Here is a 25,937-nt window from a genome sequence, read left to right as displayed (position 1 = left end):
CGATCGAGTTTCGCCATCTCGCCATGCCGCACACCGAGCGCGGCATGGTCGTCGGCCTGTTCGGCGGCTCGTTCAATCCCCCGCATCATGGCCATGCCCTGGTGGCCGAGATTGCGCTCAGGCGGCTGAAACTCGACCAGCTCTGGTGGATGGTCACGCCCGGCAATCCGCTGAAAAGCACGTCGGGCCTTGCGCCGCTGTCGAAGCGGCTGGCGCTCAGCGAAGAGATGGCGGCCGATCCGCGGATCAAGGTCACCGCCTTTGAAAAGCAGCTCGGCACCAGCTATACGGCCAAGACGCTGGATTATGTGAAGGCGCGCAACCACGACGTCCATTTCGTCTGGATCATGGGCGCCGACAACCTGAAGAATTTTCACCACTGGCAGCGCTGGCACCACATCGCCAGCACCTTCCCGATTGCCGTGATCGACCGCCCGGGTGCCACGCTCTCCTATCTTTCGTCAAAAATGGCCCGTACCTTCGACTATGCCCGGATCGACGAAAGCGATGCAGGCACGCTCTGGAAACGGAAGGCGCCGGCCTGGACCTTCATCCATGGGCCCCGTTCGCCGTTGAGTTCGACAGCCTTGCGGGAAGCTGGAAACGCGTAGTGCCGCTGCGCATCGATTGGCGGGCGCTGTCTTGAAACATTAACGGATCGATGCCACCTTATTGGCATGGCCATGCGTATCGCACAGCCACAGAAGTGTTGTTCTGTTCATCCAGGAAAGGGAAACCGCTGACAACAGTACACACCAAGGGAAAGGTCTCCAGGATCTTGCCCCAGAGCCCGGGCAGCGACGCCGATGCCGCAACCCGCGCGCTTGAACTGGTCCTCTCAAGTCTCGAGGACTCGAAGGCAGAAGATATCGTCACCATCGACATCAATGGCAAATCCGCGCTGGGCGACTACATGATCGTCGTCTCCGGCCGATCGAGCCGTCATGTCACGGCGATCTGCGAACATCTGATTTCCGACATGAAGGACGAAGGCCTCGGGTCATCCCGGGTCGAGGGTCTGGAAACCGGCGATTGGGTTCTGATCGACACCGGTGACATTATCGTGCATGTGTTCCGCCCGGAGATCCGTGAGTTCTACAGCATCGAGAAGATGTGGCAGGCTCCCGACATCGAGGACGAAACAAGGCACTGACCGGCCGCATCTCTGGCCGGCCTGGAGCAGGACCGCAAGCTGAAGACCGGCCCTTCGGGACCGGGCGTAGCTTTTCGGTCGATTGAACTGGGAGCGGCATATGCGTATCGGGATTTCGGCGGTCGGCAAACTCAAGGCCGGACCGGAGAAGGAACTCGCTGCGCGTTATCTCGACCGCTTCGCCAAGGCCGGACCGGCGATCGGGCTCGAACTCGGCCGGCTCGGCGAACTCTCCGAAAGCCGCGCCGGCAATGTCGAGACCCGCAAGCGCGAAGAAGCGGGCCTGCTCGAAAAGACCCTGCCCGACGGCGCGGTACTGGTCTGCCTCGATGAACGCGGCAAGGCGCTCGACAGCGCCGATTTCGCCGCGACCATCGGCGACTGGCGCGACCAGGGCATACGCGACGTGGTCTTCGTCATCGGCGGTGCCGACGGTCTGGATTCCGCCTTGCGGGATCGGGCAAGCCTCACCCTCAATCTCGGCCGGCTGACCTGGCCGCACCAGCTGGTGCGCATCCTGATTGCCGAACAGCTCTACCGCGCCGTGACGATCCTGTCCGGCCACCCCTATCACCGGGTCTAACACGCGGCATCGTCTTGCAGGCCGCCATGCCGGCAGCGCAGCATTTGCAAATGCCCCCTTTGTTTGCTCGGAAACTCGGCCTAGTTTGCCACGCAGCGAATCAGGCAGCGAACGCGCATGAGTGATGACAGCAAGGCAAGGTCCGATCGCCGCCGCGCATTCCGGATGTCGACGGCGGGTTTGTGCATGCTTGCCGTGCTGCTGTGCGGCCTTCCCGTCGGCCAACCGACGGCGCTCGCCCAGGACGTGTCGCCCGATGCGGCACCCGCCGCGTCCCAGACGTCCGGCGAGACCTCCGCCGATCCCGCGCCCGACGAGCCGGCGCCCGACGACCCTGCACAGGACCTGAAGCAGAAACGCGACGAGGCGGCCGAGGAACTGCGGTCGCTGTCGAGCACGATGACGCTGTCGGAACAGAAGCAGCGCGAACTGCAGGAAGCGATTGCCAATATCGAGAAAAGCTCGGCGAGCCTGCGCCAGGCGCTGATCGACTCGGCTGCCCGCCGCAAGGCGCTGGAAGCGAGGATCTCCGACAGCGAGGAGAAACTCGCCACCTACCGGGTGCGGGAGGACGAGATCCGCCACTCCTTCCGCGACCGCCGCGGCCTGCTGGCCGAGGTGCTGGCAGCCCTGGAACGCATGGGTCGCGATCCGCCACCCGCCCTGCTGGTCACGCCGGAAGACGCGCTGGCCTCCGTTCGAACGGCGATCCTGCTCGGCGCGGTCGTGCCCGGGGTTCGCAAGGAGACCGAGAAGCTGGCCGCCGACCTGCAGGAACTCGTCACGCTGCGCAAGAGCATTGCCGACGAGAAGACCAATGCCATGTCCGTCCTGGCGAGCCGCCAGGAGGAAGAGCGGCGCATGGACATGCTGCTGGCCGAGAATGCGCGCCAGGCGAACCAGACCACCACCGCCCTTGCCTCCGAGCAACGGCGCGCCGACGAACTGGCCGGCAAGGCGACCTCGCTGAAGGGCCTGATCGGCTCGCTGGAGACGGAAATCTCATCGGTGCGCGAAGCCATGCGCCAGGCAGAGGCCGACGAGGCCCGCCAGCGCGAGAGCGCCGACGAGCGTCGCCGCGAACTGGAACAAGGCGAACTGCCCGACAAAAACCGTATTGCACCCGCATATCTTTTTGCCGATTTGAAGGGTAAACTCGAACTGCCTGCCGCAGGCGAGGTTCTGCGCAGGTTCGGTGACCCGGACGGCACGGGGCACGGAGCCAACGGCATGACGGTTGCAACCGCACCAGGCGCTGTTGTCACGGCGCCAGCCGATGGATGGGTTGTCTTTGCAGGTGAATTCCGAAGTTATGGTCACATGGTCATCCTGAATACGGGCAGCAACTATCACGTTGTGCTATCGGGGCTTGACCGTGTAACCACGAGCCAGGGACGTTTTGTCGTGTCTGGCGAACCCGTTGCCACCATGGGTGAAAAAAGAGTGGCGAGTGCGACGGCTTTGGCGCTGGAAACAGACAGGCCAACGCTTTACATTGAATTCCGCAAGGACGGGCAACCGGTTGATTCACGCCCTTGGTGGGCTGGTCAGGACGCTGGAAAGGCAGGCAATGGTACGTAAGGCTTCATATGTCATCATCGGGGCCCTCTTGGGCGCGACGGCGATGAGCGTGGTTTATTCGGCTGGCATTCCAGCCCAGGCCGCAGGCGCCTCCACCTATAAAGAGCTTTCGATTTTCGGCGACGTGTTCGAACGCATTCGGGCACAGTATGTGACCGTTCCGGACGAGAACAAGCTGGTCGAAGCCGCGATCAACGGCATGCTGAGTTCGCTCGATCCGCATTCGAGCTATCTGAACCCGGAAGCCGCCGCCGACATGCAGACCCAGACCAAGGGTGAATTCGGCGGTATCGGCATCGAAGTGACGATGGACAATGACCTGGTGAAGGTCATTTCGCCGATCGACGGCACGCCCGGCTCGAAGGCCGGCATTCTGGCCGGCGACTATATCTCGGAGATCAACGGCGAACAGGTCCAGGGCCTGACGCTGCAGGAAGCGGTCGAAAAGATGCGCGGCGCCGTCGGCACCCCGATCAAGCTGACGCTGATCCGCAAGGGCGCCGACAAGCCGATCGATCTGACGATCAACCGCGAGATCATCGCGATCCGCGCGGTCAAGTCGCGTGAAGAAGGCGATGTCGGCTATGTCCGCATCATCTCGTTCACCGAAAAGACCTATGATGATCTCGAAGCGGCCATCGAAAAGATCAAGAAGGACATCCCCAAGGACAAGCTGAAGGGCTACGTCATCGACCTTCGCCTCAATCCGGGCGGTCTGCTCGATCAGGCGATCTATACGGCCGACGCCTTCCTCGACCGTGGCGAGATCGTCTCCACCCGCAGCCGCGACCCGAACGATACCCGCCGCTTCAATGCGACGCCGGGCGACATCACCGATGGCAAGCCGGTCATCGTGCTGGTCAATGGCGGCTCGGCCTCGGCCTCGGAAATCGTCTCCGGCGCGCTGCAGGACCTGCGCCGTGCGACCATTCTCGGCACGCGGTCCTTCGGCAAGGGCTCGGTCCAGACCATCATCCCGATGGGCGACCGCGGCTCGCTGCGTCTGACGACGGCGCTCTACTACACGCCGTCGGGCAAATCGATCCAGGGCACCGGCATCGAGCCGGACATCAAGGTCGAAGAGCCGCTTCCCGAGGACCTGAAGGGCCGCATGCGGACCGAAGGCGAATCCTCGCTTCCCGGCCATATCAAGGGCAAGGAAGAAACGGATACCGGTTCGGGCTCGATCGCCTATGTGCCGGAAGATCCGACCAAGGACGTGCAGCTGAACTATGCGCTCGACCTTCTGCGCGGGGCGAAGAAGGATCCGTCCTTCCCGCCGAACCCCGAAAAGCCCGTCGCCACCAAGTAACAGGCTTGCTGGCGGCCTCAGGTCGCCGGCCATTTTCATAATGGGGGCATGAGCAAGGGTGGGCTCCGATCTTCACCGGCCACTTGGCCAGGACCGGAAATCCAGAAGCGGCCGCCGCCCGTTCGGCGGCCTTTTGCGGCGCGTGCCTTTCGTGCTGTTCGCGGTCGTCGCGATCGGGTTTTCCGGCTATGTGGCCCTGTCGCCGCTTCCGCTTGGCGACGGCCTGTCGCCCCCGACGCAGACAAGTGCGAATAGCGCGCAGCCTGCCGCGGAGACGGCGCCTGCCGCTACCCGCGATCCCGCCGCATCGCTGGCAAGGGCACGTCCGAATTCGGGCGCCAATGTCGTGCGCCAGACCCTACCCGACGGCAATGTGGTAACCACCTACACGCCCCGGGCCCGCGACGGCGCCGGTCCGGCCTTCATCGACACGCCGCGTATCGGCCAGGATCCGCGTACCGCCGCCATCCCCAATGACGCGCTGGTCGAGCAGAGCCCGGACGGTCCGCTGCCGGTCATCGCCTCCGACGGCCTGACCCCGATGGAGCAATATGCAAGACCCTGGTCCGGCGCGCGCGGAACCCGGCTTGCGATCGTCATCGGCGGTCTCGGGCTCAGCCAGACCGGCACCCAGAATGCGGTCAAGCGCCTGCCGCCGGAAGTCACCCTCGCCTTCGCCGCCACCGGCAACAGCCTGCAGCGATGGGTCCAGGATGCCCGTCGCGGCGGCCACGAAGTTCTGCTGCAACTGCCCTTCGAGCCTTTCGATTATCCGGCTAACAATCCGGGGCCGGCAACGCTGCTCACCACCGACACTCCGGATCAGACGCTGGTGAAACTGCACCAGTCCATGGGCAAGTTCACCAATTACACGGGCGTGATGAATTATCTCGGCGGCAAGTTCCTGACCGATGCCGATGCGCTGGAACCGGTGATGCGCGACATCACCGACCGCGGCATGCTGTTCCTCGACGATGGGTCGTCGGCAGCCTCGCTCACCGGCCAGATCGGCAAGGGGCTCGGCACCCCGCAGCTCTTTGCCGACGTGCAGATCGACGACCAGATCGACACCGAGTCGATCCTCAAGCGCCTCGACGAGGCCGAGCGGATCGCGCGCCGCAACGGCCAGGCGGTGGCTGTTGGCTTTGCCTTCGACGAGACGATCGAGGCCGTCGCCAGCTGGTGCAGGGATGCCCAGAAACGCGGCATCGAGATCGTCGGCCCCACCGCACTCGCTCTGGAGAACCAGCCTTGACCGACAGGAAGCCCCCCGTCCGCGCCGAAGACCTGCCTTACCGCCCCTGCGTCGGCGTCATGGTACTGAACCGGCAGGGGCTCGTCTGGGCCGGCCGGCGCATTGCCGAGGGCAATTCGGAATATGACGGATCGCCGCAACTCTGGCAGATGCCCCAGGGCGGCATCGACAAGGGCGAAGATCCCCTCGCAGCCGCCTATCGCGAGCTCTACGAGGAAACCGGCATGCGGTCGGTCAGCCTGCTGTCCGAGGCCAGCCGGTGGATCCATTACGACCTGCCGGAACACCTGATCGGCATCGGCCTGAAGGGCAAATATCGCGGCCAGACCCAGCGCTGGTTTGCCTTCCGTTTCGAAGGCGATGAAAGCGAGATCGCCATCGATCCGCCACCGGGCGGACACGAGGCGGAATTCAGTGCTTGGGAATGGAAACCGATGGCGGATCTGCCCGGCCTGATCGTGCCGTTCAAGCGTCAGGTCTATGACACCGTCGTCGCCGAATTCGCCCATCTGGCCGGGCGCTGAATACCAGCCGGAGGGCCGGCAGCCCCGGACAGACCTAGCAAGTCGCATTTTCCGCATGGAGAGGGCATGATCTCCCTACTCACCGGCAGGAGGCCCGCAGCTTCCGCCGGAAGCCGTGAGATCCCCCGCCGCCGGAGCGACCGCTGGATCGCCTTCGTCTGCAAAGGCCGCATGTCGGCATGCCGCTGAGACCGCCCCCATACGGGCTGCCGCCTGACGGTGGTTGTCCGCCAATCCGGCGTCGACGTGACGGCAGAATACCGGGCCCTGAGCATTGGAGGACCGGGTCACGCAATCCGACCGCCGGCAAGCAGGCCATCTCGACGCGGGACCGGCAGTCCGGGAGGCCACGCGGTTGCGCCCTCTGGCACTGGACGTAAAGACAATTTCGTGCGCGCCTGCCGTCACGCGCGGCAAAGGCATGGCGTTGCCGGTTGCAGGTGTCACGACTGCCCGTCAAGGAGAGGCAAGACGACGATGCGTGCCCTTCACACACCATCATGCGTCAATTGCCGTTCGCAGCCGATCCGGATCGCCGCACGGTCTACGCCACGGACCGCAGGCCTACCTTCCAAGCAAAAAGTGGTCCCGGCAAGCCGGAACCCCTCTGTTCGTTCGCGCCACAGCGGCACCGGTCTGGGAGGATGCGCCTTATTCCGCCTCGTTTGCGGAATCCGCATTCAGCTGGCCGTATTTCTCTTCGCCGATCTTTTCCAGCAGTTCGAGCTGGGTCTCGAGGAAGTCGATATGGCCTTCCTCGTCCATCAGCAGTTCTTCAAACAGCTTCATCGTCACGTAGTCGCCGATCTCGTTACAGATTTCGCGCGACTTCTTGTAGGCCGTGCGGGCGTCGTATTCGCCGGCCAGATCGGCCTCGAGCACTTCCTTGACATTCTGGCCGATGCGCAGCGGCGCCACGGTCTGCAGGTTGGGGTGGCCTTCAAGGAAGATGATCCGGTCGATCAGCTTGTCGGCATGGCCCATTTCCTCGATCGACTCGGCGCGCTCCTTCTTGGCGAGCTTGGTGTAGCCCCAGTCGTGCAGCAGGCGAAAATGGAGCCAATACTGGTTGACCGCGCCCAGTTCGAGGAACAGCGCCTCGTTCAACCGTTCGATTACCTTCGCATCACCCTTCATCGTAGCGTCCTCTGCTGGAGTGTGTGACGCACAGCCGGCGGCCGCGCATCCGACAAATCTTGGAATATTTCTAACGGGGTAGCGAAACTTGGGGGTCGAGTAAATGGCCTTGGCCAAGCCCGTCTGCATTTTTTGCCGGGCCGGCATCCGTCCGCATGGCTTCACCCCTGGAGCGCGGAAAGCCCTGCGCCTTCTAGCGAAGGGCGCGCAGGGCCATGGCCGCTCATCGCGGCACGCTTTCAAGTAGGTCTGGGAAAAAGGCGCCCTTCAGGCAGGCAATGGCCGGTCTTGAACGAGAGTTCAGGCAACCTTGGCGTTCATCCGCTGGCGGCGCGCAACGAGCTCGGCCTGCTGTTCCTCGTGGAACCGCTTCAGCTTGTCGATGAAGTTGACGACCGTCACGTCGTCGGTGTGCCGCTCGGCATGATAGGCCCGCGTCGTTTCGACGATCAGGTCGACGACATTCGGGAAGCAGCCGCAGCAGCGGCCGCGCTTGCTCATCGCGTGATAGACCTTGGCCGGAACGATCAGCTGCCAGCAATCCTGGTCCAGCAGTTCGGTAATGACCGCCCTGATATCCTTGTCCGTGATGAAATTGCAGCTGCAGACGAGCATGGCATCAACGCTCAAACATGACTTTCTCTGTCGCCTTTCTTGATAAAGAAGAGAGCCCTTGTCAAGAAAAAACAGATCGGCCCCGCAAACCCGGTCAGTGAAAATTCCGTCCCTTGGGCATGGCCTGCGTCGCGACATGGGTTGAAAACAGGTCGACAGGCCTTTTGTCCCCCTGCCGGGCGACGCAATGCCCTGCCTCTGCGTCCATCCCGCCCTTGCCGTCGAGAGCGGGTGGCGGCGCCCCCGCCTGGAGGATGCGCAAGGATGCCGTCATGTCCTCCAGATGGGTCGCCACCACATGGATGACGCCCTCCTGGTTCTGCAGCCGGCCCCGGACCCGCACCAGACGGGCGCCCATGACGATGGCCCGGTAGGCCTCGAACACCTTCGGCCAGACGATGACATTGGCCACGCCGGTCTCGTCCTCCAGCGTCATGAAGATCACCCCCTTGGCCGATCCCGGCCGCTGGCGCACCAGCACCAGCCCCGCCACATCGAGCATGCGCCCGCCGCGCAGGGGCTCCAGATCGCGTGAGGGCGTGACCTTCAATTCGGTAAGTTGCCCCCGCAGGAAGGACAGCGGATGCGCCTTCAGCGAAAGCGTCAGGGTGCGATAGTCCTCGATCACCTCTTCGCCCGGCGCCATTTCGGGCAGGGCCACTACCGGCTCGACGATGATGTCCTTCTTTTCCCCGAGCCTTTCGAACAGCGGAATGCTGCCCGGCTGCATGTCTTCCAGCGCCCGGACCGCCCAGAGCGCCTTGCGACGGCCGATGCCGAGAGAGCCGAAGGCATCGGCATCGGCCAGCTTCTCCATCACGGCCCGGGAGAGCCCGGCGCGGCGCCAGAGATCCTCGACCGACCGGTATCCCTCCCCCCTGAGGGCCACGAGGCGCCGCGCGTCCTGCTCGGACAAACCCTTGATCATCGACAAGCCGAGCCGCACGGCAAACCGTGTCAGAATGACGTCGCGCATGCTGCGATGACGCGGCTCCAGCCTTGCCCTCATCCCGCCGCGCCCCTCCGCTCCTTCCAGATCCTCCAGGCTGCTGTCCCATGTCGATGCATTGACGTCGACGGAACGGATCTCCACCCCGTGCTCGCGCGCATCGCGCACGAGCTGCGCCGGCGCATAAAACCCCATCGGCTGGGAGTTGAGCATCGCCGCACAGAAGACATCGGGATAGAAGGCCTTGAACCAGCAGGAGACATAGACGAGCAGGGCGAACGAGGCCGCGTGGCTTTCGGGAAAGCCATACTCGCCGAAGCCCTCGATCTGGCTGAAACAGCGCTCGGCGAAGTCTTTTTCATACTGGTTCGCCACCATGCCGTCGATGAAGCGCTGGCGGAAATGGCTGACCTGGCCGGTGCGCCGGAAGGTCGCCATCGCCCGCCGCAGGAGATCGGCTTCCGAAGGCGTGAAGCCGGCGCCGGTGATTGCGATCTGCATCGCCTGTTCCTGGAACAGCGGCACGCCCAGCGTCCGCTCCAGCACCACCTTCAGCTCCGGTCTCGGATAGGTCGGCTCGCGGCCACGGACCAGATCCTGCCGCCGCTTCAGATAGGGATGCACCATATTGCCCTGGATCGGCCCGGGACGGACGATCGCCACCTCGATCACCAGATCGTAGAAACGCCGGGGCTTCAGCCGCGGCAGCATGCTCATCTGCGCCCGGCTCTCGATCTGGAAAACGCCGATCGTATCGGCCCGGCAGATCATGTCGTAGACCTCCGGCCGGTGGTCGTCGAGAATGCTGGCCAGCGTCTCCTGCCGGCCGTAGCGGGTCTCGAGCAGGGTCAGCGCCTTGGCCAGGCAGGTCAGCATGCCGAGCGCCAGCACGTCGATCTTCAGGATCTTCAACGTGTCCAGGTCGTCCTTGTCCCATTCGATCATGTAGCGCCCGTCGGCGGTATTCATGATCGGCACCACCTCGTCCAGCCGGTCGCGGGTGATCACGAAGCCGCCGACATGCTGGGAGAGATGGCGCGGAAATCCCTGCATCAGGCTGGCATAATGCATCACCCGCCGGGTGGTCGGATCCGCGACATCCAGGCCCGCGGCCTTCGCCTGGTCCTCGCCGACGCCCGACGTCCACCAGCCCCAGACCGAACTCGACAGGGCCGACTGCACGTCGTCCGAAAGCCCGAAGGCCTTGGCGACCTCGCGTCCGGCCGAGCGCGTGCGATAGCTGATGACGGCCGCCGTCAGCGCGGCATGCTCGTGGCCATAGGCGTCATAGATGAACTTGATGACCTCCTCGCGCTTTGCATGTTCGAAGTCGACATCGATATCAGGCGGCTCGTCGCGCTCGGTCGAGATGAAGCGATCGAAGAGCAGTGTCGTCTTTTCCGGGTTCACCTCGGTGATCCCGAGGCAGAAGCAGACGGCGGAATTGGCGGCAGACCCACGCCCCTGGCAGAGTATGTCGATGGACCTTGCATGGGTGACGATCCGCCAGACCGTCAGGAAATACGGCTCGTACTGCTTTTCAGAGATCAGCGTCAGCTCGTATTCCAGGAGATCGGCGACCTTTTCCGGCAAGCCCTTGGGAAAGCGCCGGGCAGCCCCTTCATAGGTCAGCCGGCGCAGGGCCTTGGCCGGCGTTTCGCCATCCACCGTCTCCTCCGGATACTGGTGGCACAGCTCGTCGAGCGAAAAGCAGATGCGGTCGAAAAAGCGGCCGGCTTGCTTCAGCGCCTGCGGATAGCGCCGCATCAGATGCGCCATTTCCTCCGGTGATTTCAGATGCCTCTCGCCATTGGCCGCCAACCGCAACCCGGCCTCCTCGACGGTGACATGCTCGCGGATCGAGGTGACGATGTCGGCCAGCGGCTTTCTCTGCGGCTCGTGATAAGCGGGCAGATTGGTCGCGACTTCCGGCAGTCCGAACCGGCGTGCGATGGCAGAGAGCTGCGCGAAATGCCGCGCGTCTCGCCCGTCATGGCGCGGCACCAGTGCAAGATAGAGCCGCCCGGCAAAGGCCTCGGCCAGCGGTTCGAGTCGCCGGCAAAAATCCTGCGCCTCGCCTTCCGTGCCGAGCGAGGGCGCAATGACGGCAAACAGCATATCCTCCCCCCATTCGAGAAGATCGGCCAGCAGGAGCCGGCATGTCCCCTTTTGCGAGCGCAGATTGCCGGCGCTCAAGAGCCGGCAGAGATGCCCCCAGCCCTGCCGGTCGAGCGGATAGGCCAGCATCTCAGGCGTCTCGTCGTCAAACACCAGCCGTGCACCGGCTTTATAGGCAAGCCCCCTGGCCTTGGCCGCGGCATGCATGCGCACCACGCCGGCAACCGTGTTGCGGTCGGCCAGCGCCAGCCCGGAAAGACCGAGCGCATAGGCAGCCTCGACCATCTCTTCCGGATGCGAGGCACCGCGCAGGAAGGAGAAATTGCTCGCAGCCCCGATTTCGAAAAACGGTTGCGTGCTCATGCGAAGATCCCCTGGATGAACCAGCTCGGCGCGTCGCCGCGTTCATAGAGACCCTGGCGGTAGAGCCAGAAGCGCCGGCCGATCGTGTCCTCGATGCGAAAATAGTCCCGCGCCTTGGCCTCTTCGCCGTCGATCCACCATTCCGGCGTCAGCCGCTCGGGCCCCTCGGCCCGGCTGACCCGGTGGCGCACCCGCCGCCAGCGAAAGCTCGCCGGCGGTCCGTGCGGTATTTCCGCGGTAACCTCCACCGCTTCGGGATGGACCAGGAGCCGGATCGGCCGCTCGCCACGCACGGCTTGCGGCACCTCTGCCGCGACAGGCACCCCGTCGGCCAGCACCACCATCTGGCAGGCCCGTTCCGGCCAGTGCCGGGCAAGGATCACCGGCAGTTTCAGGCACTCGCGCCCGAGCCGCGCCACCACCTGGTCGATAAAGGCCGGCAGCGGATCCTCCATCTCCCCGGCATCGGCAAAGCGCGCCTCGACCGCCCGAAACGGCTCGCTGTGCAGCACGTTCAGCCGCACGAGTTCGAACCCGAAGCCGGCATCCAGATCGTCATGCACCGCCTGCAACCGCTCGGCAAACAGGGCCGCGATCCTGGCCGTCGCCCGCAAGGGCGCCGATGTCCCGACCTCGATGCGGAAAACCTGCCCGTCGACGCGAAACAGCAGGAGTTCGAACAGCCGCCCGCCCTCTTCGCGCTCTTCCAGCTTTGTCTTGATCGGCACCGCCAGCTGCCCGGCCAGATCGAGGATCATCTCGTGGTCGCGGATCGGTTCGGGCAATTGCCGCTCGGCCGACAGCAGGGCCACCGGCCGGCGCGGCGTGATCGGCTCGTCCACCGCCCCCAGCGCCTGGTCGAGGCGCAGCAGAACCAGCCGGCCGAAGCGCTTGGTCAGCGACGCCCGCGGAATGGCCAGCAATTCGCCTGCGCGTTTCAACCCGACCTTGGCGAGATCGGCAACGGTTTCGACCGGCAGGCGCAGGGCCGCAACGGGCAGCGGCTGCAGCACGGATTCGGGCTGCCCCTCCGCAATGACCGTGGCGCCGGAAAACCGGGCCGCCCCCCAGGCAAGGCCCGGCGTCGAGGCCACCGCGCCGCGCACCTCGAACCCCAGTAGCAGCAGGCGGCCGAGCACCTCGTCGACCATCGCCTGTTCGCCGCCGAAGAGATGGGTGCAGCCGGTGATGTCGAGCATCAGGCCGTCGGCGCCATCCAGCGCGACGAGCGGCGTATAGCGGTCGCACCAGTCGGCGAGGCCCGACAGCAGCCGCTGGTCTGCCTGGATATCGGCATCCCGGATATCGAGCGATGGACAGATGGCTTTCGCCTCGGCCACGCCCTGCGCCTTTCTAAGGCCGATCGCCTGGGCCTCCTCGTCGAGCGCGCTGAGCGTCACCGCCTGCCCGGTCCGGGCGGCACAGGCGATCGGCGGATGCTCAGGACGCCCGATCGAACGCCAGGACGCCCCCCACAGCCGCCGGGCGATCCGGTCCGTGGACAGGCGCGGAAAGCTCAAGGACAGGATGCGCCGGATAGAGCTGCTGCCTGGGTGTGTCAGCAGAGACGGGGTAAAGGCGACGGTCATGGGGGCTCCACTCCACAAGCAGGTCGAAAAGCGCCAGCGTCCGGCTCTTTTCGACGGTTACGTGAAAAACGCTGTTGCCGATGCTGCCGCCCGGCATCGCATTGTCGAAAAGCACCCGGCCCGCCGCCGGCGCCGGGGATAGTTTCAGTCTGAGGGCGGCACTCGAGGCCTCCTCCTCGCCGCCATGCCGCACCACCACCAGCAGGCCACCCTGCGCGCGGGCCGTCAGGCTCAGCCGCCGGCTTTCGGTCAGGCCGAAATGCCGGGGATTGCCATGCACCTCCAGCAGAACCGCGGCAAAGGCCCGGCTTGAAAGCGCCGTATCGGCAAGCCAGAGCGCATCCTCGATCCGGCGCGGCAGGGCATGGACGACCTGCGCCGATTGCAGGCCGAAATCGGCAAGCCCCGGCGCATAGGGCAGACCCGCCTCGCGCACGGTCTCGCGATCGCCGATCTGCAGAATCCGCCCGCCCGTCTTCAGGCCCGGTGCCATCAGTGCCAGCGCCAGCGCAAAGCCGCTGGCACCGCCCGCCTGCATCAGGCTCGGATTGCGCACTTCCAGAAAGCTGCCTGCCTTGCCGATGGTCTCCTGCAGCAGCTGCAGAAACTCCCCGTCGCGCGCCTCTTTCTCCGCCACCGGGCCTGGCGGAGAGGTCGCCTCCGCCGCCTGCCGCTCGGCCTGGCGTGCCCAGTCGCGCGCCGCGTGGACCGGCTTGCCCTCGATCCGGGCCACCGCCTCGCGAAGCGCAAAAAGCTCCTCTCGCGTCATGGCCTGATGTGCCACGGCGTTCGCTCCTGTCTCTACGTTCTCTATTTGTTCTTATGGATTCCAGAGCTGGCGAAAAGAGTCAACCACGATTCGTGTGAAATTATTCCTGTTCCGGATTTCCGCTCGTAAACGCCCCGGAAACGGCCTATATGGAGGCCATAAGGAGATTATATGGATCGCGTAGACCAGACCGAAGATTGGCGCGAACGCCACGCGCCGACCCTCAGCACATTTGAATCGCTGGCAGTCGAGGCCTATGGCCACCTGCCGGAAGAGTTTCGTGCGCTGACCAAGGACCTGAGCATCGAGATCGCCGACTTCCCCTCCGACGACATTTTCGAGGACATGGCGCTGGAAACGCCCTTCGACCTGCTCGGCCTGTTCGAAGGCCGCGGCATCTCGGAGCGTTTCACCATGGACACCGGCGAAATGCCGAACCGGATCCTGCTCTATCGCCGTCCGATCCTCGACTACTGGGCCGAGAACGAGGAAACCCTGGGCGACATCATCACCCATGTGCTGATCCACGAGATCGGCCATCATTTCGGCCTGTCCGACGATGACATGGAGCGGATCGAGGCAAGCGCCGAGGATGCGGTCGTCGGCCACTGAGCCTCCGCACCGGCAACCCACCGCAAAATCCTGAAGGATCAGCGCGCGCCGAGAAAATGGTCGATGCCGGCCTGGGCACATTCCATGTCCTGGGCGGGCGTACCCGAACTGAGGCCAATGCCGCCGACCACCTCGCCGTCGACGGTCACAGGCAGGCCGCCGCCGACCACCATCAGCCGTCCGCCGATTGCCGAATGAATGCCGAAGGTCGGATTGCCCGGCTGGCTGGCTGTGCCGTATTCATGCGTCGCCTTCTTCGCTGCCGCCGCCGTGAATGCCTTGTCGATGGCAATCGTCGTGCTCGTCACCTTGCCGCCATCCATCCGCTCGAAGGCGATCAACTGGCCGGATTCGTCGGTGATGGCAATGCACATCGGCACGCCGATCGCCCTTGCCTTTTCCCGGGCTCCGGCAATCAGCATCTGGGCGTCGGCCTGGTCGAGACGGCGAATGGTCAGCATGGGTGGTTTCCTTGAGCTTGTTCTCGATGGAGGCGGCATGCCGCCCTTTTGAAATCCCGTCGACCATCCTTCAGCCGGCAAGGCGAAGGCAAGCGGTCGAACGGGAAAAACACTTGTGCCGCCACCCGCTTGCCGGCGCCGGCACGGTCGAGGAACCCTCTACTGTTCGCCGAGCTTCATCGACGGATCATAGTCCTTGCCTTCGACCGTCTTGACCACCGCCTGGCCGCAATAGAGCCGGTTTTCCGCGGCGTTGAAGGTGTGCTGCGGCGAGCCGTGCAGGTCCCAGCCCTTGTTCAGGGCATCGGTCACCCGATGGCAGAAGGACGCATCGTCAGGCCCGGTGAGAAAGCGGTAAAGTTTCATTCTGTCTTGCTCTTTCTTGCTTGAATGAGATCGGCCCGGGCGATCAGCCGTTCCGCCTGCTCCAGATGCAGGCGCTCGACCATCCGCCCGTTCACGGTCACGACATTGAGGCCCGCCGCCGAAGGGTCGGCGAAGGCCGCGACCGTCGCCTCGGCATCGGCGATCTCGGCGGCCGAGGGAGAAAAATGCGCATTCGCCGCCGCGATCTGTGCCGGATGGATCAGCATCTTGCCGTCGAAGCCCATGGCGCGGCCCTGTCCGCACTCTTTGCCGAAGGCATCGAGATCGCGAAAGTCATTGGAGACGCTGTCGATCACGTCGATCCCGTAGGCACGGGCAACGAGGACGATCTGCATCAGCCAGGGAATGAGATAGGTGCGCTGCGGATCCGGCAGCACGCCGGTTTCGCGGCGCAGGTCGTTGAGACCGATGACGAAGGCCGACAACCGCTTGCCGGCGACGCCCCATCGGGCAATGGCCGGTGCATTCAACACCCCATGGGTGGTTTCCATCATCGCCATCAGCGGAAGATCGGAAAGGCCGGCACCGGAAAGAGCATCGGCCGCCGCCTGCAATTCCTCCGATGCCCCGACCTTCGGCAGCAGCACGGCGTCCGGTCCGCAATCGATCACCGCCTGCATGTCGTCGGCGAAAAACGCGCTGTCGGCCGCATTCACCCGGATGATCCATTCCTGGTCACCCGGTCCCCGGTCCTTGAACAGGGCGCGCAGATTGGCCCGCGCCTCTTCCTTCATTTGCGGAGCGACGCTGTCTTCCAGGTCGAAGATGACCGCATCGCAGGCAAGCGCCGGCGCCTTTGCAAGCGCGCGCGGATTGATCGCCGGCACGCTCAACACGGAGCGGCGCAGCAGGGGACGGGGCACTGGATCATGAAATGGCATGGACATGTTTTGCCAAGCTTTGAGCCGCCGCGCAAGCGATTGTGCCGGCCGGACGTCGCTGCGCCGATGTCGGCAAAAGCCTTCATCGAAACCCTTGTAATCGCGTGGGGAAACGCCCATTTCCAAGAGTATGAAAGGACTGCGCCTATGACCAATCTTCGCTCTCTCGTCCTGGCTGCCGGAGGCCTTGTAATTCTTGCTGCGGCGGCTGCCTTCACGCTGTCGCTGACGCTCCTTGTCGGCGCCCTGCTGACGGTCACGCTCGGCACCCGCATGCTCGCAAGCAGGCTGCGTAACGCGCAGGTCCCGGTACGCGCCAGACGCCAGCCGGAAACCCTGCGTGTCTGGAACGACGGCCGCGGCACGATCATCGACCTCTGAAAGCGGACCGTCCGGGCGCTCGACCATTCGCCATCGAGCGCCGGCAGGCGTACCGTTCCGCGCAAGAAAGACCTTCAAATCCGCGGCATTTTGCTCTATTGGCAGCTGAAATCTGAAACGTGAGATCGAAGGCGAAGTCTGATGGACAAGTTCACCACGCTGACCGGTGTTGCCGCACCGCTTCCCGTCGTCAATGTCGACACCGACATGATCATTCCGAAGGACTACCTGAAGACGATCAAGCGCACCGGTCTCGGCAAGGGACTGTTTGCCGAAGCCCGGTTCAATGACGACGGCTCGGTCAACCCCGATTTCGTCCTCAACAAGCCGGCCTATCAGAACGCCAGGATCCTGGTCGCCGGCGACAATTTCGGCTGCGGCTCGTCGCGCGAACATGCGCCATGGGCCCTGCTCGATTTCGGCATCCGCTGCGTCATCTCCACCTCGTTTGCCGACATCTTCTACAACAACTGTTTCAAGAACGGCATCCTGCCGATCGTCGTCAGCCAGGAAAACCTGGACAAGCTGATGGACGATGCCAGCCGCGGCTCGAACGCCGTCCTGACCGTCGACCTCGAAAGCCAGGAAATCACCGGCCCCGACGGCGGCTCGATCAAGTTCGACATCGACGCCTTCAAGCGCCATTGCCTGCTGAACGGCCTCGACGACATCGGCCTGACCATGGAAAAGGCAAGCTCGATCACGTCTTACGAAAAGACGCTCGAGACCACCCGTCCCTGGGCCTGAGCCACACCCTTTCGAAGCGTTGCGGCAGGATCTGGTGTGCCGCAACGCATGATCGCCCATTCCGGCCGCCCATCTCCCTTTTCGATCCTGCCTCCAAGCCGTACCGTTCCGGCCGCCAACGTCCTTGATATGGGCCGTCCGGCCCGCTAGAACGCGGCAACTTCAAAGAAACGTCAGGGAGGCTTCTGACATGGCACAGCGCACGCTTTTCCTTCTGCCCGGCGACGGCATCGGCCCCGAAACCATGGGCGAGGTGCGCAAGATCATTGACTATATGAATGCCGAGCAGGATGCCGGCTTCGTGACCGATGAGGGACTGGTCGGCGGCTCGGCCTATGATGCCCATGGCGCCTCGATTTCCGATGCCGACATGGCCAAGGCGACGGATGCCGACGCCGTGCTGTTCGGCGCGGTCGGCGGCCCGCAATGGGATGCGGTACCCTATGACGTCCGCCCCGAAGCCGGCCTCCTGCGCCTGCGCAAGGATCTCGAACTGTTTGCCAATCTGCGTCCGGCAATCTGCTATCCGGCGCTTGCCCAGGCCTCCTCGCTGAAGCCGGAGCTGGTCGAAGGCCTCGACATCCTGATCGTGCGCGAACTGACCGGCGGCGTCTATTTCGGCGAGCCGAAGACGATCACCGATCTCGGCAACGGCCAGAAGCGGGCAATCGACACCCAGGTCTACGACACCTACGAGATCGAGCGCATCGCCGCCGTCGCCTTCGAACTGGCCCGCACCCGCGGCAACACCGTCTGCTCGATGGAAAAGCGCAACGTGATGAAATCCGGCGTGCTGTGGAACCAGGTGGTCACCGAAACCCACAAGGCGCAATATTCCGACGTCAAGCTCGAGCACATGCTGGCCGATGCCGGCGGCATGCAGCTGGTGCGGGCGCCCAAGCAGTTCGACGTGATCGTCACCGACAACCTGTTCGGCGACATGCTGTCCGACGTCGCCGCCATGCTGACCGGTTCGCTCGGCATGCTGCCATCGGCCTCGCTCGGCGCCCCCGACCCCAAGACCGGCAAGCGCAAGGCGATGTACGAGCCGGTGCACGGCTCGGCGCCGGACATCGCCGGCAAGGGCATCGCCAACCCGATCGCCATGATCGCCTCCTTCGCCATGTGCCTGCGCTACTCGTTCAACATGATCGAGGAAGCCAACAATCTGGAAAAGGCGATCGCCAACGTGCTCGACAAAGGCATCCGCACGGCCGACATCATGGCCGATGGCGCGACCCGTGTCGGCACCACGCAGATGGGTGACGCAATTCTCGCCGAATTCAGCGCCCTGTCAGCCTGAGCCGCTAGGACCCGTTTCAAATCCGCCGGTTGACCCGGCGGATTTGCGCGCCAAATGAAGCTCTTGGCTGAAACGGGACAAGAATGCGAACAACGATGCAATGGCTGCGGGCAAGGCGCCTGAACAACAAGGGGCCGCGACCTTCGCTCTTTCTTCTTCAGTATAGCGCCATCGTCATCAATCTGGGGCTTCTGGCCTTTCTCGTCTTCGACGGCCCCGTCGGCGCCGGCGAGAAGCAGATCAATGCCTATGTCCGGCAGTTCGGCGGCCTGATCACCGATATCGGCCGGTCCTGGTGGATCCTGAGCGTCAGCGCCATCCTGTTTGCCGCAGCCTATCTCTATTCCCGTCGCACCGACGATCTGCGCCGGAAGCTGCAACGCCTGCGGATCGCCCATATCGGCGCCTATCTGTTCGTCAGCGTCGCCAGTGCCACGATCACCGTCAATGCGGTCAAGCGCATCGTCGGCCGGGCGCGCCCCTTGAGCTTTGAGGATTTCGGTAAGTTCTCCTTCCAGCCTTTCACCAACGACTTTCTCTGGGAAAGCTTTCCCTCCGGGCATTCGACGACGATCGGCGCCATGGCGATGGCGGCCGCCCTGCTGATGCCGCGCTTTCGCCTGCCGCTTGCGCTGGCCGCCATCTGGCTGGCGATGACCCGGGTGATGATCGGCGTGCATTATCCGAGCGACGTCATTGTCGGGCTTGGCTGGGGCTCCTGGTTCTCGCTGGCGACGGCCGTGCTGTTTGCCCGCTACCGCATGGTCTTTCGCGGCGAGGGCAATGGCCCTCCGGTTCCGCGTTTTCACCGGCTGTGACAGGCCGGCGCCGTCTTCGACTTCACGTCTGCGTGAAATCGGGCGGCCGAACATGCCGGAAAACCTGGCGTTGCGTCCGGCTTTCGCCGGCTGCCGCGAATTAATTGAAAATCGCAATGATCTAAATGCCGCTCCGTGCGTTACACACGTAACCGGTTTCTACGACCCTCTCCGGGCCGCCCGCCGGTTAGCCTGACAGCAGCTCGCTGCCAAACCCGGTACCGGAGGCCGACATGAAATCATCATCAGCCGAAAAGCAGCTTTTCCGCGCGGCCCAATCCGCGCCGTATCTCGAGCGCGAGGAAGAGCGAAATCTCGCCCTGCGCTGGAAGAACGCCAATGACAGCAGCGCCCGAAACCAGATCGCCCATGCCCATATGCGCCTCGTCATCGCCATGGCATCCAAGTTTCGCGGCTTTGGACTGCCGATGGGTGACCTCATTCAGGAAGGTTACATAGGGCTGCTTGAGGCCGCGGCTAGGTTCGAGCCCGAAAGAGAAGTGCGTTTTTCGACCTATGCCGGCTGGTGGATCCGCGCTTCCATGCAGGACTATATCCTGCGCAACTGGTCGATCGTGCGCGGCGGCACCAGCTCGACGCAGAAGGCGCTGTTCTTCAACCTGCGTCGTCTGCGCGCCAAGCTCGCCCAGGGCGACAACCGCCTGACCGACCAGGCTATTCACCAGGAGATCGCGGTCGCCCTCGGCGTGTCGCTTGCCGACGTGCAGTCGATGGATGCCCGCCTGTCGGCCAACGACACCTCGCTGCAGGCGACCATTGGTGACGGCGACAGCAAGACCGAACGCCTGGACATGCTGGTCAGCGACGACCTGCTGCCGGACGAGCAGGTCACCCTGATGATCGACGGCCAGCGCTGGAGCGATTGGCTGAAGGACGCGATGACCGGCCTCAACGAGCGGGAAAACCGCATCATCGCTGCCCGCCGCCTGTCGGAGAATTCCGCAACGCTCGAACAACTCGGCGTCGAATTCGGCATCTCGAAGGAACGCGTCCGCCAGATCGAGACCCGTGCGATCGAAAAGCTGAAGGCAGCGCTGATGACCAAGGTGCCGGAACGCACCCGCGAACTCGAAATGTCCTGATCCGGCCTCTGGCCGGACCCGTCACTGATCGCCCGCCGTGTTGTGGTCTCCCGCAATCCGCGGGATATTGGCGTTTGACGGAATGCGGCCAACACCTGGCAGCCCCCGCCGGGTCCTGACGGACGTCCTCACTCGGTGATGATCTTGACCCGGCTTCCGACCGTCGGCACCTGGCCGAGGTTCAAGGCATTGATCAGGCGGAACAGTTCCAGCTTGCGCTCGGTCCCCATCATGCGTCCGGCCAGCGAGGCCAGCGTGTCATTGCGCCCGACCGTCACCACCCGAACCCGCAGCGGCTTCAACGATGCGGCTTCCTCGCGCGTGATCCGGCGGAAACTCGCCCGCAGCACGTCTGCCGTGCTTTCCAGCGCCGGGCTTCCCTTGGGAACGGCGGTCAGGAAGCGGAAGATCTGCGAGCCCATGCGGATGACGGTGATATCGAAGTCCCAGCGATCCGCCGAGGCGCGCGCGGTGGCGGCCTCCAGCCCGTTGACCTTGGCCGGCCGGATGGTGTCCGGGATCAGGCCGGTGACCCAGCCGCTGGAGATGTAATTGGTCAAGCTGCCGCGCTTGGCGTCGGACACCCCGTCGAAACGGATCGCCACATCGCCCGGGCCGGTCGCAAGCACGGCCTCGACCTTGTTGTCGATCTGGAAGCCGTCCGGCACGTCGAAGCGGATGCCGAGCGTCCCGTGCAGGAAGGTGTGGCCGCGGACATAGCCCTCCTGCGGGCTGTCGCCATAGAGCAGGCCATCGATGCCCGCCAGGAAATAGTCGCGGCCGGTATCGCCATAGGTGCCTTCGGGGCCGAACTGCCGCGCATGCCGGCGCGCAAGCTCGACGCGTTGCGGCGCATTCGGGTGGCTCGACAGGAAGTCCAGGCTCTGGTCGGAATCGGGCTCGACCGAGGTGAACTTGCTGTAGGCGGCCATGGTTTCCAGGAAGCGCGAGGCGGCATAGGGATCGTAGCCGGCTTCGCCCAGCGTACGCACCCCGATCAGGTCGGCCTGCAGCTCCTGCTGGCGCGAGAACGCCGCAAGCCTCAGCTTGCCGCGGGCCAGCGCCTGCTTGCCGGCCAGATCGCTCGACAGCACTTCGGCGACCACACGGCTCGCCAGCACCTCGGCCTCTTCGCGGCGCTGGCGCTCGATGCCGTGATTGGCGGTCACATGCGCCATTTCATGCGACAGGACGGCGGCCACTTCCGAGGCGTCGGTGGCCAGCGCCAGCAATCCACGCGTCACGTAGAGATAGCCGCCGGGCAGCGCGAAGGCATTGATCGCCGGTGAATTCAGGATGGTGATTCGATAGGACTGGGCCGGATTTTCCGACACCGCGGTCAGCGCGCCGGCGATGCGGGCGACGAGCTTTTCGGTCTTCTCGTCGTGATATTCGCCGCCATAGCTGGCAACGATGCGCGGATGCTCGCGGGCCCCCATCTGCGCGCGCGGATCGTCCTTCTGCACTTCCTCGACGATCTGCGGCGAGGACGAGGGGCCGATGGAAGACTGATAGGACTGATCGAAGATCGACTGGCAGCCGGCCAGCGACAGGCCGAGCCCGACCAGCACCATGCGGCGGCCGAACACCCGGACGGTATCCTCATGACGCGCTCCTGCCGCAGAGCCTCTGCTCCGATAGGTGACCGCCTTCATCTTGCCCGAATTATCCCGCTCCCGGATCGGCGCACGCACCGTGCTCGACCTAATATGTTGTTCTTCAATCAAGGAGCCCAGCTCTCGCCTCACAAGTGTGTATTAGAAACACCAAGTCGAAAAAGAGTGCAACGCATCAATTGAGTCCGCTTGACTGGCCCCGACCAGAAAAGCTGTTCTTACTCTCAAGCCCGGGGGGAATGCCACCGACCGACGTCGAAAATAAGGCGAAGTGTTTCCGCTTCAAGCACCCAGAAACCGATTGATCGCAGAGATTTCACTTTTTTCAAATGCTTGCGGCGTGCCGCCGAAGACGATCCGCCCCGCATCGACGAACAGGATATGCCCGGCAAGCGCCATGACCTCGCCGGCGTCATGGCTGACCATCAGCACGGTATTCTCCGTCTCCCGATGCAGCGAAACCAGCAGTTTTGCCATATCGGAGCGCAGGCCCGGATCGAGCGCGGCAAAAGGTTCGTCCAGCAGCAGGACCGGCTTGCGGCGCACCAGGGCCCGGGCAAAGGCGGCTCTTTGCCGCTCGCCGCCCGACAGCGTTGGCGGCCGTCGCCGCTCGAAGCCGGCAAGACCCACGCGGGAGAGCGCCTCGCTTACTGCCCGCTTAGCCGCCGCGTCGAGCGACAGGGTGGGATCGAGGCCGAGCCCGACATTGGTGAACAGATCGAGATGGGCGAAAAGATTATTGTCCTGAAACACCAAGCTGACAGGCCGTTTCGACGGATGGCGATCCGTCATGTCGAGGCCATCGATCAGAACCCGCCCCGAATCGGGCGTTTCGAAACCGGCGACGAGGTTGAGCAAGGTCGACTTGCCCGAGCCGGACGCCCCGGCAATCGCCGTGATCCGCCCCGCCGGCAGCTGCGCGTCGAAGGTAAAATCGGTCGATCCCAGCCGCAACCGTACCGCCTCGAGCTGGATACCGGTCCTGTCTTGCGTCATGCCATGCTCCTTGCGCCGCCGCCCGCCCTGACACCCCTGGGTGTTCCAAGCACCGTCAGGGCGAGGCAGATCACGCCCAGCATCAGGGCCAGCCCGTCGGCGTCGTTTGTCCGGTAGCTGCCCATGCGGCTATAGATCAGCCAGGGCAGCGTCGTCAGGTTTTCCGCCCCGAACAGCGCAACGGCGCCGAGATCGCCGAGCGACAGCGCCATGGCGAAGGAAAACGCCATGGCGAGCGGCTTGCCGAGCCGCGGCAGGTCGACCAGCCGCCAGCGTGTCCAGCCGGACAGGCCAAGGCTCGCCACCAGCCGTCCGGCGGTCCGGTGATGCTCCTCGAGCGCGGGCCCCAGGATCCGCATGACGAAGGGCAGCGCCATCAGCGCATTGATGGCAATCACGATCACCGGCGCAAACCGCGCGATCTCGCCAAACGGTCTGAGGAGCAGGAACCAGCCGGTCGCGAGCACGATGGCCGGCACCAGCAGCACGATCGATCCCGTCGCATGAAGCGTGGCGGCAAAGCCGCGTTCGACAAGCCGCGCGTTCCGCCGCTCCCGCGCCGCCGTCACCCCGTTGACGAGCAGAAGCCCGAGCAGCACCGACAGCATGGCCGCCACCGCCCCGATCGCAAGGCTCGTCAGGCCCGCCTGCAGCACCGCCGGCTGGCGCACGAGAGCGGCAAGATCCGATTTTAGCCCGGACGCCACGACCGACCCGAGCGGCAGGCAGAGAAACAGCGTCGCCACGACGATCGCCAGCCCGTCCGACACCCGCGCGCCGGCCGTCTGTCCGTCGAGCCGGCGGGTTGCCCGTCCCTCGCCGATCCCGCCCGCCGTCTGCGAGGGCAGGGCGGAAAGCACCGCCAGAATGACGCCGGTCACCGCAATCTGCAGCAGGCCGAGTGTGACGGCGCGGCCGGGATCGAAATCGAAGCGCAGCGCCTGGTAGATCGCGACCTCCAGCGTGGTCGCCGCCGGCCCGCCGCCGAGCATCAGCACCAGGGTAAAACTGGTCGCACAGAGCATGAAGACGAGACCGGCGGCACCGGGAATGACCCGCGCCATGGCCGGCCATTCGACAAAGCGGAAGACCGATCGCGGGCCCATGCCGAGCTCGGCCGAGATCAGCCAGTATTCGCCCGGCAGCCGCTCCAGGGCCGCCAGAAGCAGCCGCGCGGCCAGCGGCATGTTGAAGAATACATGCGCCAGCAGAATGCCGGAGAGACCGTAGATCGACAGGCGCTCGCCGCCGAGCCCGACCCAGATCGTGTTGACCAGCCCCGACCGGCCCCAGACCCCGAGCAGCCCCAGCGCCCCGATCAGCACCGGCAGCCCCATCGGCACCGCCATCAGCCGCACCAGCCAGATCCGCCCGAAAAACCGCGGACGGCGGGCAAGCGCCCGGGCGACGGGAAGGGCAAAGGCGACCGACAGCAGTGTCGAAAGCCCCGCCTGCCAGAGCGTGAAGCGCAAAGCCGGCCAGATCACCGGATCGGAAACGAAACCGTCGAGCCCGCCTGAGCGGCCGATCGACAGCAAAGCGATCACCGCCGCCAGGATGAAGCCGAAAAGACCGGCGAGCGCGAAGGCCCCGCCGGCAAATCCGGTCCATCTCTGCCGGCGCGTCAGGATCATCTCACTTGGCCGCCATGGCGCCCAGCCATTCGTCGATCCAGGCCTTGCGGTTCTTCTCGACTTCCTCGGGGCTCATCAGCAGCGTCTTTTCCGGCTGCACCAGCTTGGAGAACGCGTCCGGCAGCGGCGCGGAGGTCTTGCTCACCGGCATCATCCAGTTGTTGGTCGGGATGGTATCCTGGAAACCGGGGGTCACCATGAATTTCAGGAAATCGCGGGCGAGATCCTTGTCCGGCGCGTTCTTCAGCAGGCCGGCGACCTCGATCTGGATGTAGTGGCCTTCCGAAAAGCGGGCCGCCTGGTAGCGATCGCTCTTCTCCTCGACCATGTGATAGGCGGGCGAGGTTGTGTAGGAAAACACCATCGGCACTTCGCCCTTGGTGAACAGGCCGTAAGCCTCCGACCAGCCGGGCGTCACCGTCAGCACCCGGTCCTTCAGTCTGCCCCAGGCCTCGGCTGCCTGGTCGCCATAGACCGATTTCATCCAGAGCAGCAGGCCGAGCCCCGGCGTCGAGGTCCGCGGATCCTCGATCGCGATCTTCACCGACGGATCGCCTTCGACCAGGTCCTTCAGGCTTGTCGGCGGCGTCTTGATCGCCTGGGTGTCGTAGACGACGGCGAAATGGCCGTAGTCATAGGGCACGAAGACATCGTCGCTGTAGCCGCCGGGCACCTGGACGGCGGAGGTGTCGATCCCGTGCGTGTCGAACAGGCCGGTCGCCTTGGCCTCGGCTACCAGATTGGTGTCGAGACCGAGCACCAGGTCGGCCTTGGTGTTCTCGCCCTCGAGCTTCAGCCGGGTCAGCAACGCCACGCCGTCCTCGACGCCGACGAACTTGACCGTGCAGCCGCAGGTCTCCTCGAAGGCCGTCTTGACCTTCGGTCCCGGACCCCATTCGGAGATGAAGCTTTCATAGGTATAGATGGTCAGCGTCTTGTCGGCCGCCTCGGCTGCGCCGAGCGCCGGAAGCGACAAGCCCAGAGCCAACGCAGCAAGTGTGGCGCGGCGGGAAAACTGCATATCCAAGATTGGCATCACGCCCCTCCTTT

The 25,937-nt window shown here is 64.4% G+C and carries 25 protein-coding genes; 13 read left to right on the top strand and 12 right to left on the bottom strand.

Annotated elements, in window-relative coordinates:
• Positions 1–23 precede the first annotated feature (23 nt).
• From J2Z17_RS16965 to J2Z17_RS16935, 7 genes are all read left to right on the top strand, one after another.
• Positions 24–611 (top strand): nicotinate-nucleotide adenylyltransferase, encoded by a 588-nt coding sequence (locus J2Z17_RS16965; RefSeq protein ID WP_209946894.1) that lies wholly within the window; start codon positions 24–26, stop codon positions 609–611.
• 50 nt (positions 612–661) lie between these two features.
• Complete coding sequence (gene rsfS / locus J2Z17_RS16960; protein WP_209946810.1) at positions 662–1,153, top strand: ribosome silencing factor; 492 nt, start codon at positions 662–664, stop codon at positions 1,151–1,153.
• A gap of 100 nt (positions 1,154–1,253) precedes the next feature.
• The gene (rlmH, locus tag J2Z17_RS16955) at positions 1,254–1,736 is read left to right on the top strand and encodes a 23S rRNA (pseudouridine(1915)-N(3))-methyltransferase RlmH (RefSeq protein WP_209946809.1); all 483 of its coding nucleotides are present in this window, start codon (positions 1,254–1,256) and stop codon (positions 1,734–1,736) included.
• A gap of 186 nt (positions 1,737–1,922) precedes the next feature.
• Complete coding sequence (locus J2Z17_RS16950; protein ID WP_209946893.1) at positions 1,923–3,317, top strand: murein hydrolase activator EnvC family protein; 1,395 nt, start codon at positions 1,923–1,925, stop codon at positions 3,315–3,317.
• Positions 3,307–4,629, top strand: a complete 1,323-nt coding sequence (locus J2Z17_RS16945) for a S41 family peptidase (RefSeq protein ID WP_209946808.1) — start codon at positions 3,307–3,309, stop codon at positions 4,627–4,629. The genes J2Z17_RS16950 and J2Z17_RS16945 overlap by 11 nt, the downstream gene beginning before the upstream one ends.
• Positions 4,630–4,687: 58 nt before the next feature.
• Positions 4,688–5,884, top strand: coding sequence for a divergent polysaccharide deacetylase family protein (locus J2Z17_RS16940; protein WP_209946807.1), 1,197 nt, complete (start codon positions 4,688–4,690; stop codon positions 5,882–5,884).
• Entirely contained in the window at positions 5,881–6,408 is a 528-nt protein-coding gene (locus tag J2Z17_RS16935) for an RNA pyrophosphohydrolase (protein ID WP_280923376.1), read from the top strand. The genes J2Z17_RS16940 and J2Z17_RS16935 overlap by 4 nt, the downstream gene beginning before the upstream one ends.
• Before the next feature lie 651 nt (positions 6,409–7,059).
• On the opposite strand, the gene bfr is transcribed toward J2Z17_RS16935, so the two are convergent.
• The 5 genes from bfr to J2Z17_RS25255 form a co-directional block, all read right to left on the bottom strand.
• Complete coding sequence (gene bfr, locus J2Z17_RS16930; protein WP_209946806.1) at positions 7,060–7,545, bottom strand: bacterioferritin; 486 nt, start codon at positions 7,543–7,545, stop codon at positions 7,060–7,062.
• Between the two features lie 300 nt (positions 7,546–7,845).
• Positions 7,846–8,175 (bottom strand): (2Fe-2S)-binding protein, encoded by a 330-nt coding sequence (locus tag J2Z17_RS16925; RefSeq protein ID WP_342454422.1) that lies wholly within the window; start codon positions 8,173–8,175, stop codon positions 7,846–7,848.
• 79 nt (positions 8,176–8,254) lie between these two features.
• Positions 8,255–11,590, bottom strand: coding sequence for an error-prone DNA polymerase (locus tag J2Z17_RS16920; RefSeq protein ID WP_209946805.1), 3,336 nt, complete (start codon positions 11,588–11,590; stop codon positions 8,255–8,257).
• Positions 11,587–13,110 (bottom strand): Y-family DNA polymerase, encoded by a 1,524-nt coding sequence (locus J2Z17_RS16915; RefSeq protein WP_245224173.1) that lies wholly within the window; start codon positions 13,108–13,110, stop codon positions 11,587–11,589. Before J2Z17_RS16915 ends, J2Z17_RS16920 begins: the two co-directional genes overlap by 4 nt.
• A complete protein-coding gene (locus tag J2Z17_RS25255) occupies positions 13,031–13,963 on the bottom strand; it encodes an ImuA family protein (protein WP_342454421.1) in 933 nt (310 codons plus the stop codon). The genes J2Z17_RS16915 and J2Z17_RS25255 overlap by 80 nt, the downstream gene beginning before the upstream one ends.
• 156 nt (positions 13,964–14,119) lie before the next feature.
• Here J2Z17_RS25255 and J2Z17_RS16910 point away from each other — a divergent pair, with 156 nt between their 5' ends.
• Entirely contained in the window at positions 14,120–14,560 is a 441-nt protein-coding gene (locus J2Z17_RS16910; protein WP_209946803.1) for a metallopeptidase family protein, read from the top strand.
• Positions 14,561–14,598: 38 nt separating this feature from the next.
• On the opposite strand, the gene J2Z17_RS16905 is transcribed toward J2Z17_RS16910, so the two are convergent.
• The 3 genes from J2Z17_RS16905 to J2Z17_RS16895 all read right to left on the bottom strand — a co-directional run bounded on the left by J2Z17_RS16905 (position 14,599) and on the right by J2Z17_RS16895 (position 16,289).
• Positions 14,599–15,021, bottom strand: a complete 423-nt coding sequence (locus tag J2Z17_RS16905; RefSeq protein ID WP_209946802.1) for a GlcG/HbpS family heme-binding protein — start codon at positions 15,019–15,021, stop codon at positions 14,599–14,601.
• Positions 15,022–15,180: 159 nt separating this feature from the next.
• On the bottom strand, positions 15,181–15,387 hold the full coding sequence (locus J2Z17_RS16900; protein WP_209946801.1) for a DUF1737 domain-containing protein: 207 nt from the start codon (positions 15,385–15,387) through the stop codon (positions 15,181–15,183).
• Positions 15,384–16,289, bottom strand: coding sequence for an HpcH/HpaI aldolase/citrate lyase family protein (locus J2Z17_RS16895; RefSeq protein ID WP_209946890.1), 906 nt, complete (start codon positions 16,287–16,289; stop codon positions 15,384–15,386). The genes J2Z17_RS16900 and J2Z17_RS16895 overlap by 4 nt, the downstream gene beginning before the upstream one ends.
• Positions 16,290–16,436: 147 nt before the next feature.
• Here J2Z17_RS16895 and J2Z17_RS16890 point away from each other — a divergent pair, with 147 nt between their 5' ends.
• The 5 genes from J2Z17_RS16890 to J2Z17_RS16870 all read left to right on the top strand — a co-directional run bounded on the left by J2Z17_RS16890 (position 16,437) and on the right by J2Z17_RS16870 (position 20,641).
• Positions 16,437–16,670: a hypothetical protein gene (locus J2Z17_RS16890; protein WP_209946800.1), complete on the top strand. Its 234-nt coding sequence runs from the start codon at positions 16,437–16,439 to the stop codon at positions 16,668–16,670.
• A 141-nt stretch (positions 16,671–16,811) separates the two neighbouring features.
• The gene (leuD, locus tag J2Z17_RS16885; RefSeq protein WP_209946799.1) at positions 16,812–17,417 is read left to right on the top strand and encodes a 3-isopropylmalate dehydratase small subunit; all 606 of its coding nucleotides are present in this window, start codon (positions 16,812–16,814) and stop codon (positions 17,415–17,417) included.
• Between the two features lie 190 nt (positions 17,418–17,607).
• The gene (gene leuB / locus J2Z17_RS16880) at positions 17,608–18,720 is read left to right on the top strand and encodes a 3-isopropylmalate dehydrogenase (RefSeq protein WP_209946798.1); all 1,113 of its coding nucleotides are present in this window, start codon (positions 17,608–17,610) and stop codon (positions 18,718–18,720) included.
• Positions 18,721–18,803: 83 nt separating this feature from the next.
• Positions 18,804–19,538, top strand: a complete 735-nt coding sequence (locus J2Z17_RS16875; RefSeq protein WP_209946797.1) for a phosphatase PAP2 family protein — start codon at positions 18,804–18,806, stop codon at positions 19,536–19,538.
• A 233-nt stretch (positions 19,539–19,771) separates the two neighbouring features.
• Entirely contained in the window at positions 19,772–20,641 is an 870-nt protein-coding gene (locus tag J2Z17_RS16870; protein WP_209946796.1) for an RNA polymerase factor sigma-32, read from the top strand.
• Positions 20,642–20,769: 128 nt separating this feature from the next.
• Here the strand turns inward: J2Z17_RS16870 and J2Z17_RS16865 are convergent, their stop codons facing one another.
• The 4 genes from J2Z17_RS16865 to thiB all read right to left on the bottom strand — a co-directional run bounded on the left by J2Z17_RS16865 (position 20,770) and on the right by thiB (position 25,923).
• A complete protein-coding gene (locus tag J2Z17_RS16865; protein ID WP_245224184.1) occupies positions 20,770–22,215 on the bottom strand; it encodes a M48 family metalloprotease in 1,446 nt (481 codons plus the stop codon).
• Between the two features lie 324 nt (positions 22,216–22,539).
• A complete protein-coding gene (locus J2Z17_RS16860) occupies positions 22,540–23,253 on the bottom strand; it encodes a thiamine ABC transporter ATP-binding protein (protein ID WP_209946795.1) in 714 nt (237 codons plus the stop codon).
• Positions 23,250–24,887 carry a thiamine/thiamine pyrophosphate ABC transporter permease gene (thiP, locus tag J2Z17_RS16855; protein WP_209946794.1) on the bottom strand — a complete coding sequence of 546 codons (1,638 nt, stop codon included), beginning with the start codon at positions 24,885–24,887 and terminating at the stop codon, positions 23,250–23,252. The genes J2Z17_RS16860 and thiP overlap by 4 nt, the downstream gene beginning before the upstream one ends.
• Position 24,888: 1 nt before the next feature.
• Positions 24,889–25,923: a thiamine ABC transporter substrate binding subunit gene (gene thiB, locus J2Z17_RS16850; protein WP_245224172.1), complete on the bottom strand. Its 1,035-nt coding sequence runs from the start codon at positions 25,921–25,923 to the stop codon at positions 24,889–24,891.
• Positions 25,924–25,937: the final 14 nt, after the last annotated feature.

It is taken from the genome of Heterorhizobium halophytocola (assembly GCF_017873095.1).
GTDB lineage: Bacteria > Pseudomonadota > Alphaproteobacteria > Rhizobiales > Rhizobiaceae > Allorhizobium > Allorhizobium halophytocola.
Note: the sequence above shows the minus strand (reverse complement) of the source record. Positions and strands in the feature narration are given on the sequence as shown.

What these genes read in the sequence shown, in the direction of transcription:
- rsfS (WP_209946810.1), top strand. Translation starts at nt 662, where the DNA reads ATGCCACCTTATTGGCATGGCCATGCGTATCGCACAGCCACAGAAGTG.
- J2Z17_RS16875 (WP_209946797.1), top strand. Translation starts at nt 18,804, where the DNA reads ATGCGAACAACGATGCAATGGCTGCGGGCAAGGCGCCTGAACAACAAG.
- rlmH (WP_209946809.1), top strand. Translation starts at nt 1,254, where the DNA reads ATGCGTATCGGGATTTCGGCGGTCGGCAAACTCAAGGCCGGACCGGAG.
- J2Z17_RS16870 (WP_209946796.1), top strand. Translation starts at nt 19,772, where the DNA reads ATGAAATCATCATCAGCCGAAAAGCAGCTTTTCCGCGCGGCCCAATCC.
- J2Z17_RS16905 (WP_209946802.1), bottom strand. Translation starts at nt 15,021, where the DNA reads ATGCTGACCATTCGCCGTCTCGACCAGGCCGACGCCCAGATGCTGATT.
- J2Z17_RS16920 (WP_209946805.1), bottom strand. Translation starts at nt 11,590, where the DNA reads ATGAGCACGCAACCGTTTTTCGAAATCGGGGCTGCGAGCAATTTCTCC.
- thiP (WP_209946794.1), bottom strand. Translation starts at nt 24,887, where the DNA reads ATGATCCTGACGCGCCGGCAGAGATGGACCGGATTTGCCGGCGGGGCC.
- J2Z17_RS16860 (WP_209946795.1), bottom strand. Translation starts at nt 23,253, where the DNA reads ATGACGCAAGACAGGACCGGTATCCAGCTCGAGGCGGTACGGTTGCGG.
- thiB (WP_245224172.1), bottom strand. Translation starts at nt 25,923, where the DNA reads ATGCCAATCTTGGATATGCAGTTTTCCCGCCGCGCCACACTTGCTGCG.
- J2Z17_RS16900 (WP_209946801.1), bottom strand. Translation starts at nt 15,387, where the DNA reads ATGAAACTTTACCGCTTTCTCACCGGGCCTGACGATGCGTCCTTCTGC.
- J2Z17_RS16965 (WP_209946894.1), top strand. Translation starts at nt 24, where the DNA reads ATGCCGCACACCGAGCGCGGCATGGTCGTCGGCCTGTTCGGCGGCTCG.
- J2Z17_RS16890 (WP_209946800.1), top strand. Translation starts at nt 16,437, where the DNA reads ATGACCAATCTTCGCTCTCTCGTCCTGGCTGCCGGAGGCCTTGTAATT.
- J2Z17_RS16895 (WP_209946890.1), bottom strand. Translation starts at nt 16,289, where the DNA reads ATGCCATTTCATGATCCAGTGCCCCGTCCCCTGCTGCGCCGCTCCGTG.
- leuD (WP_209946799.1), top strand. Translation starts at nt 16,812, where the DNA reads ATGGACAAGTTCACCACGCTGACCGGTGTTGCCGCACCGCTTCCCGTC.
- leuB (WP_209946798.1), top strand. Translation starts at nt 17,608, where the DNA reads ATGGCACAGCGCACGCTTTTCCTTCTGCCCGGCGACGGCATCGGCCCC.
- J2Z17_RS16950 (WP_209946893.1), top strand. Translation starts at nt 1,923, where the DNA reads ATGCTTGCCGTGCTGCTGTGCGGCCTTCCCGTCGGCCAACCGACGGCG.
- J2Z17_RS16945 (WP_209946808.1), top strand. Translation starts at nt 3,307, where the DNA reads ATGGTACGTAAGGCTTCATATGTCATCATCGGGGCCCTCTTGGGCGCG.
- J2Z17_RS16910 (WP_209946803.1), top strand. Translation starts at nt 14,120, where the DNA reads ATGGATCGCGTAGACCAGACCGAAGATTGGCGCGAACGCCACGCGCCG.
- J2Z17_RS16865 (WP_245224184.1), bottom strand. Translation starts at nt 22,215, where the DNA reads ATGGTGCTGGTCGGGCTCGGCCTGTCGCTGGCCGGCTGCCAGTCGATC.
- bfr (WP_209946806.1), bottom strand. Translation starts at nt 7,545, where the DNA reads ATGAAGGGTGATGCGAAGGTAATCGAACGGTTGAACGAGGCGCTGTTC.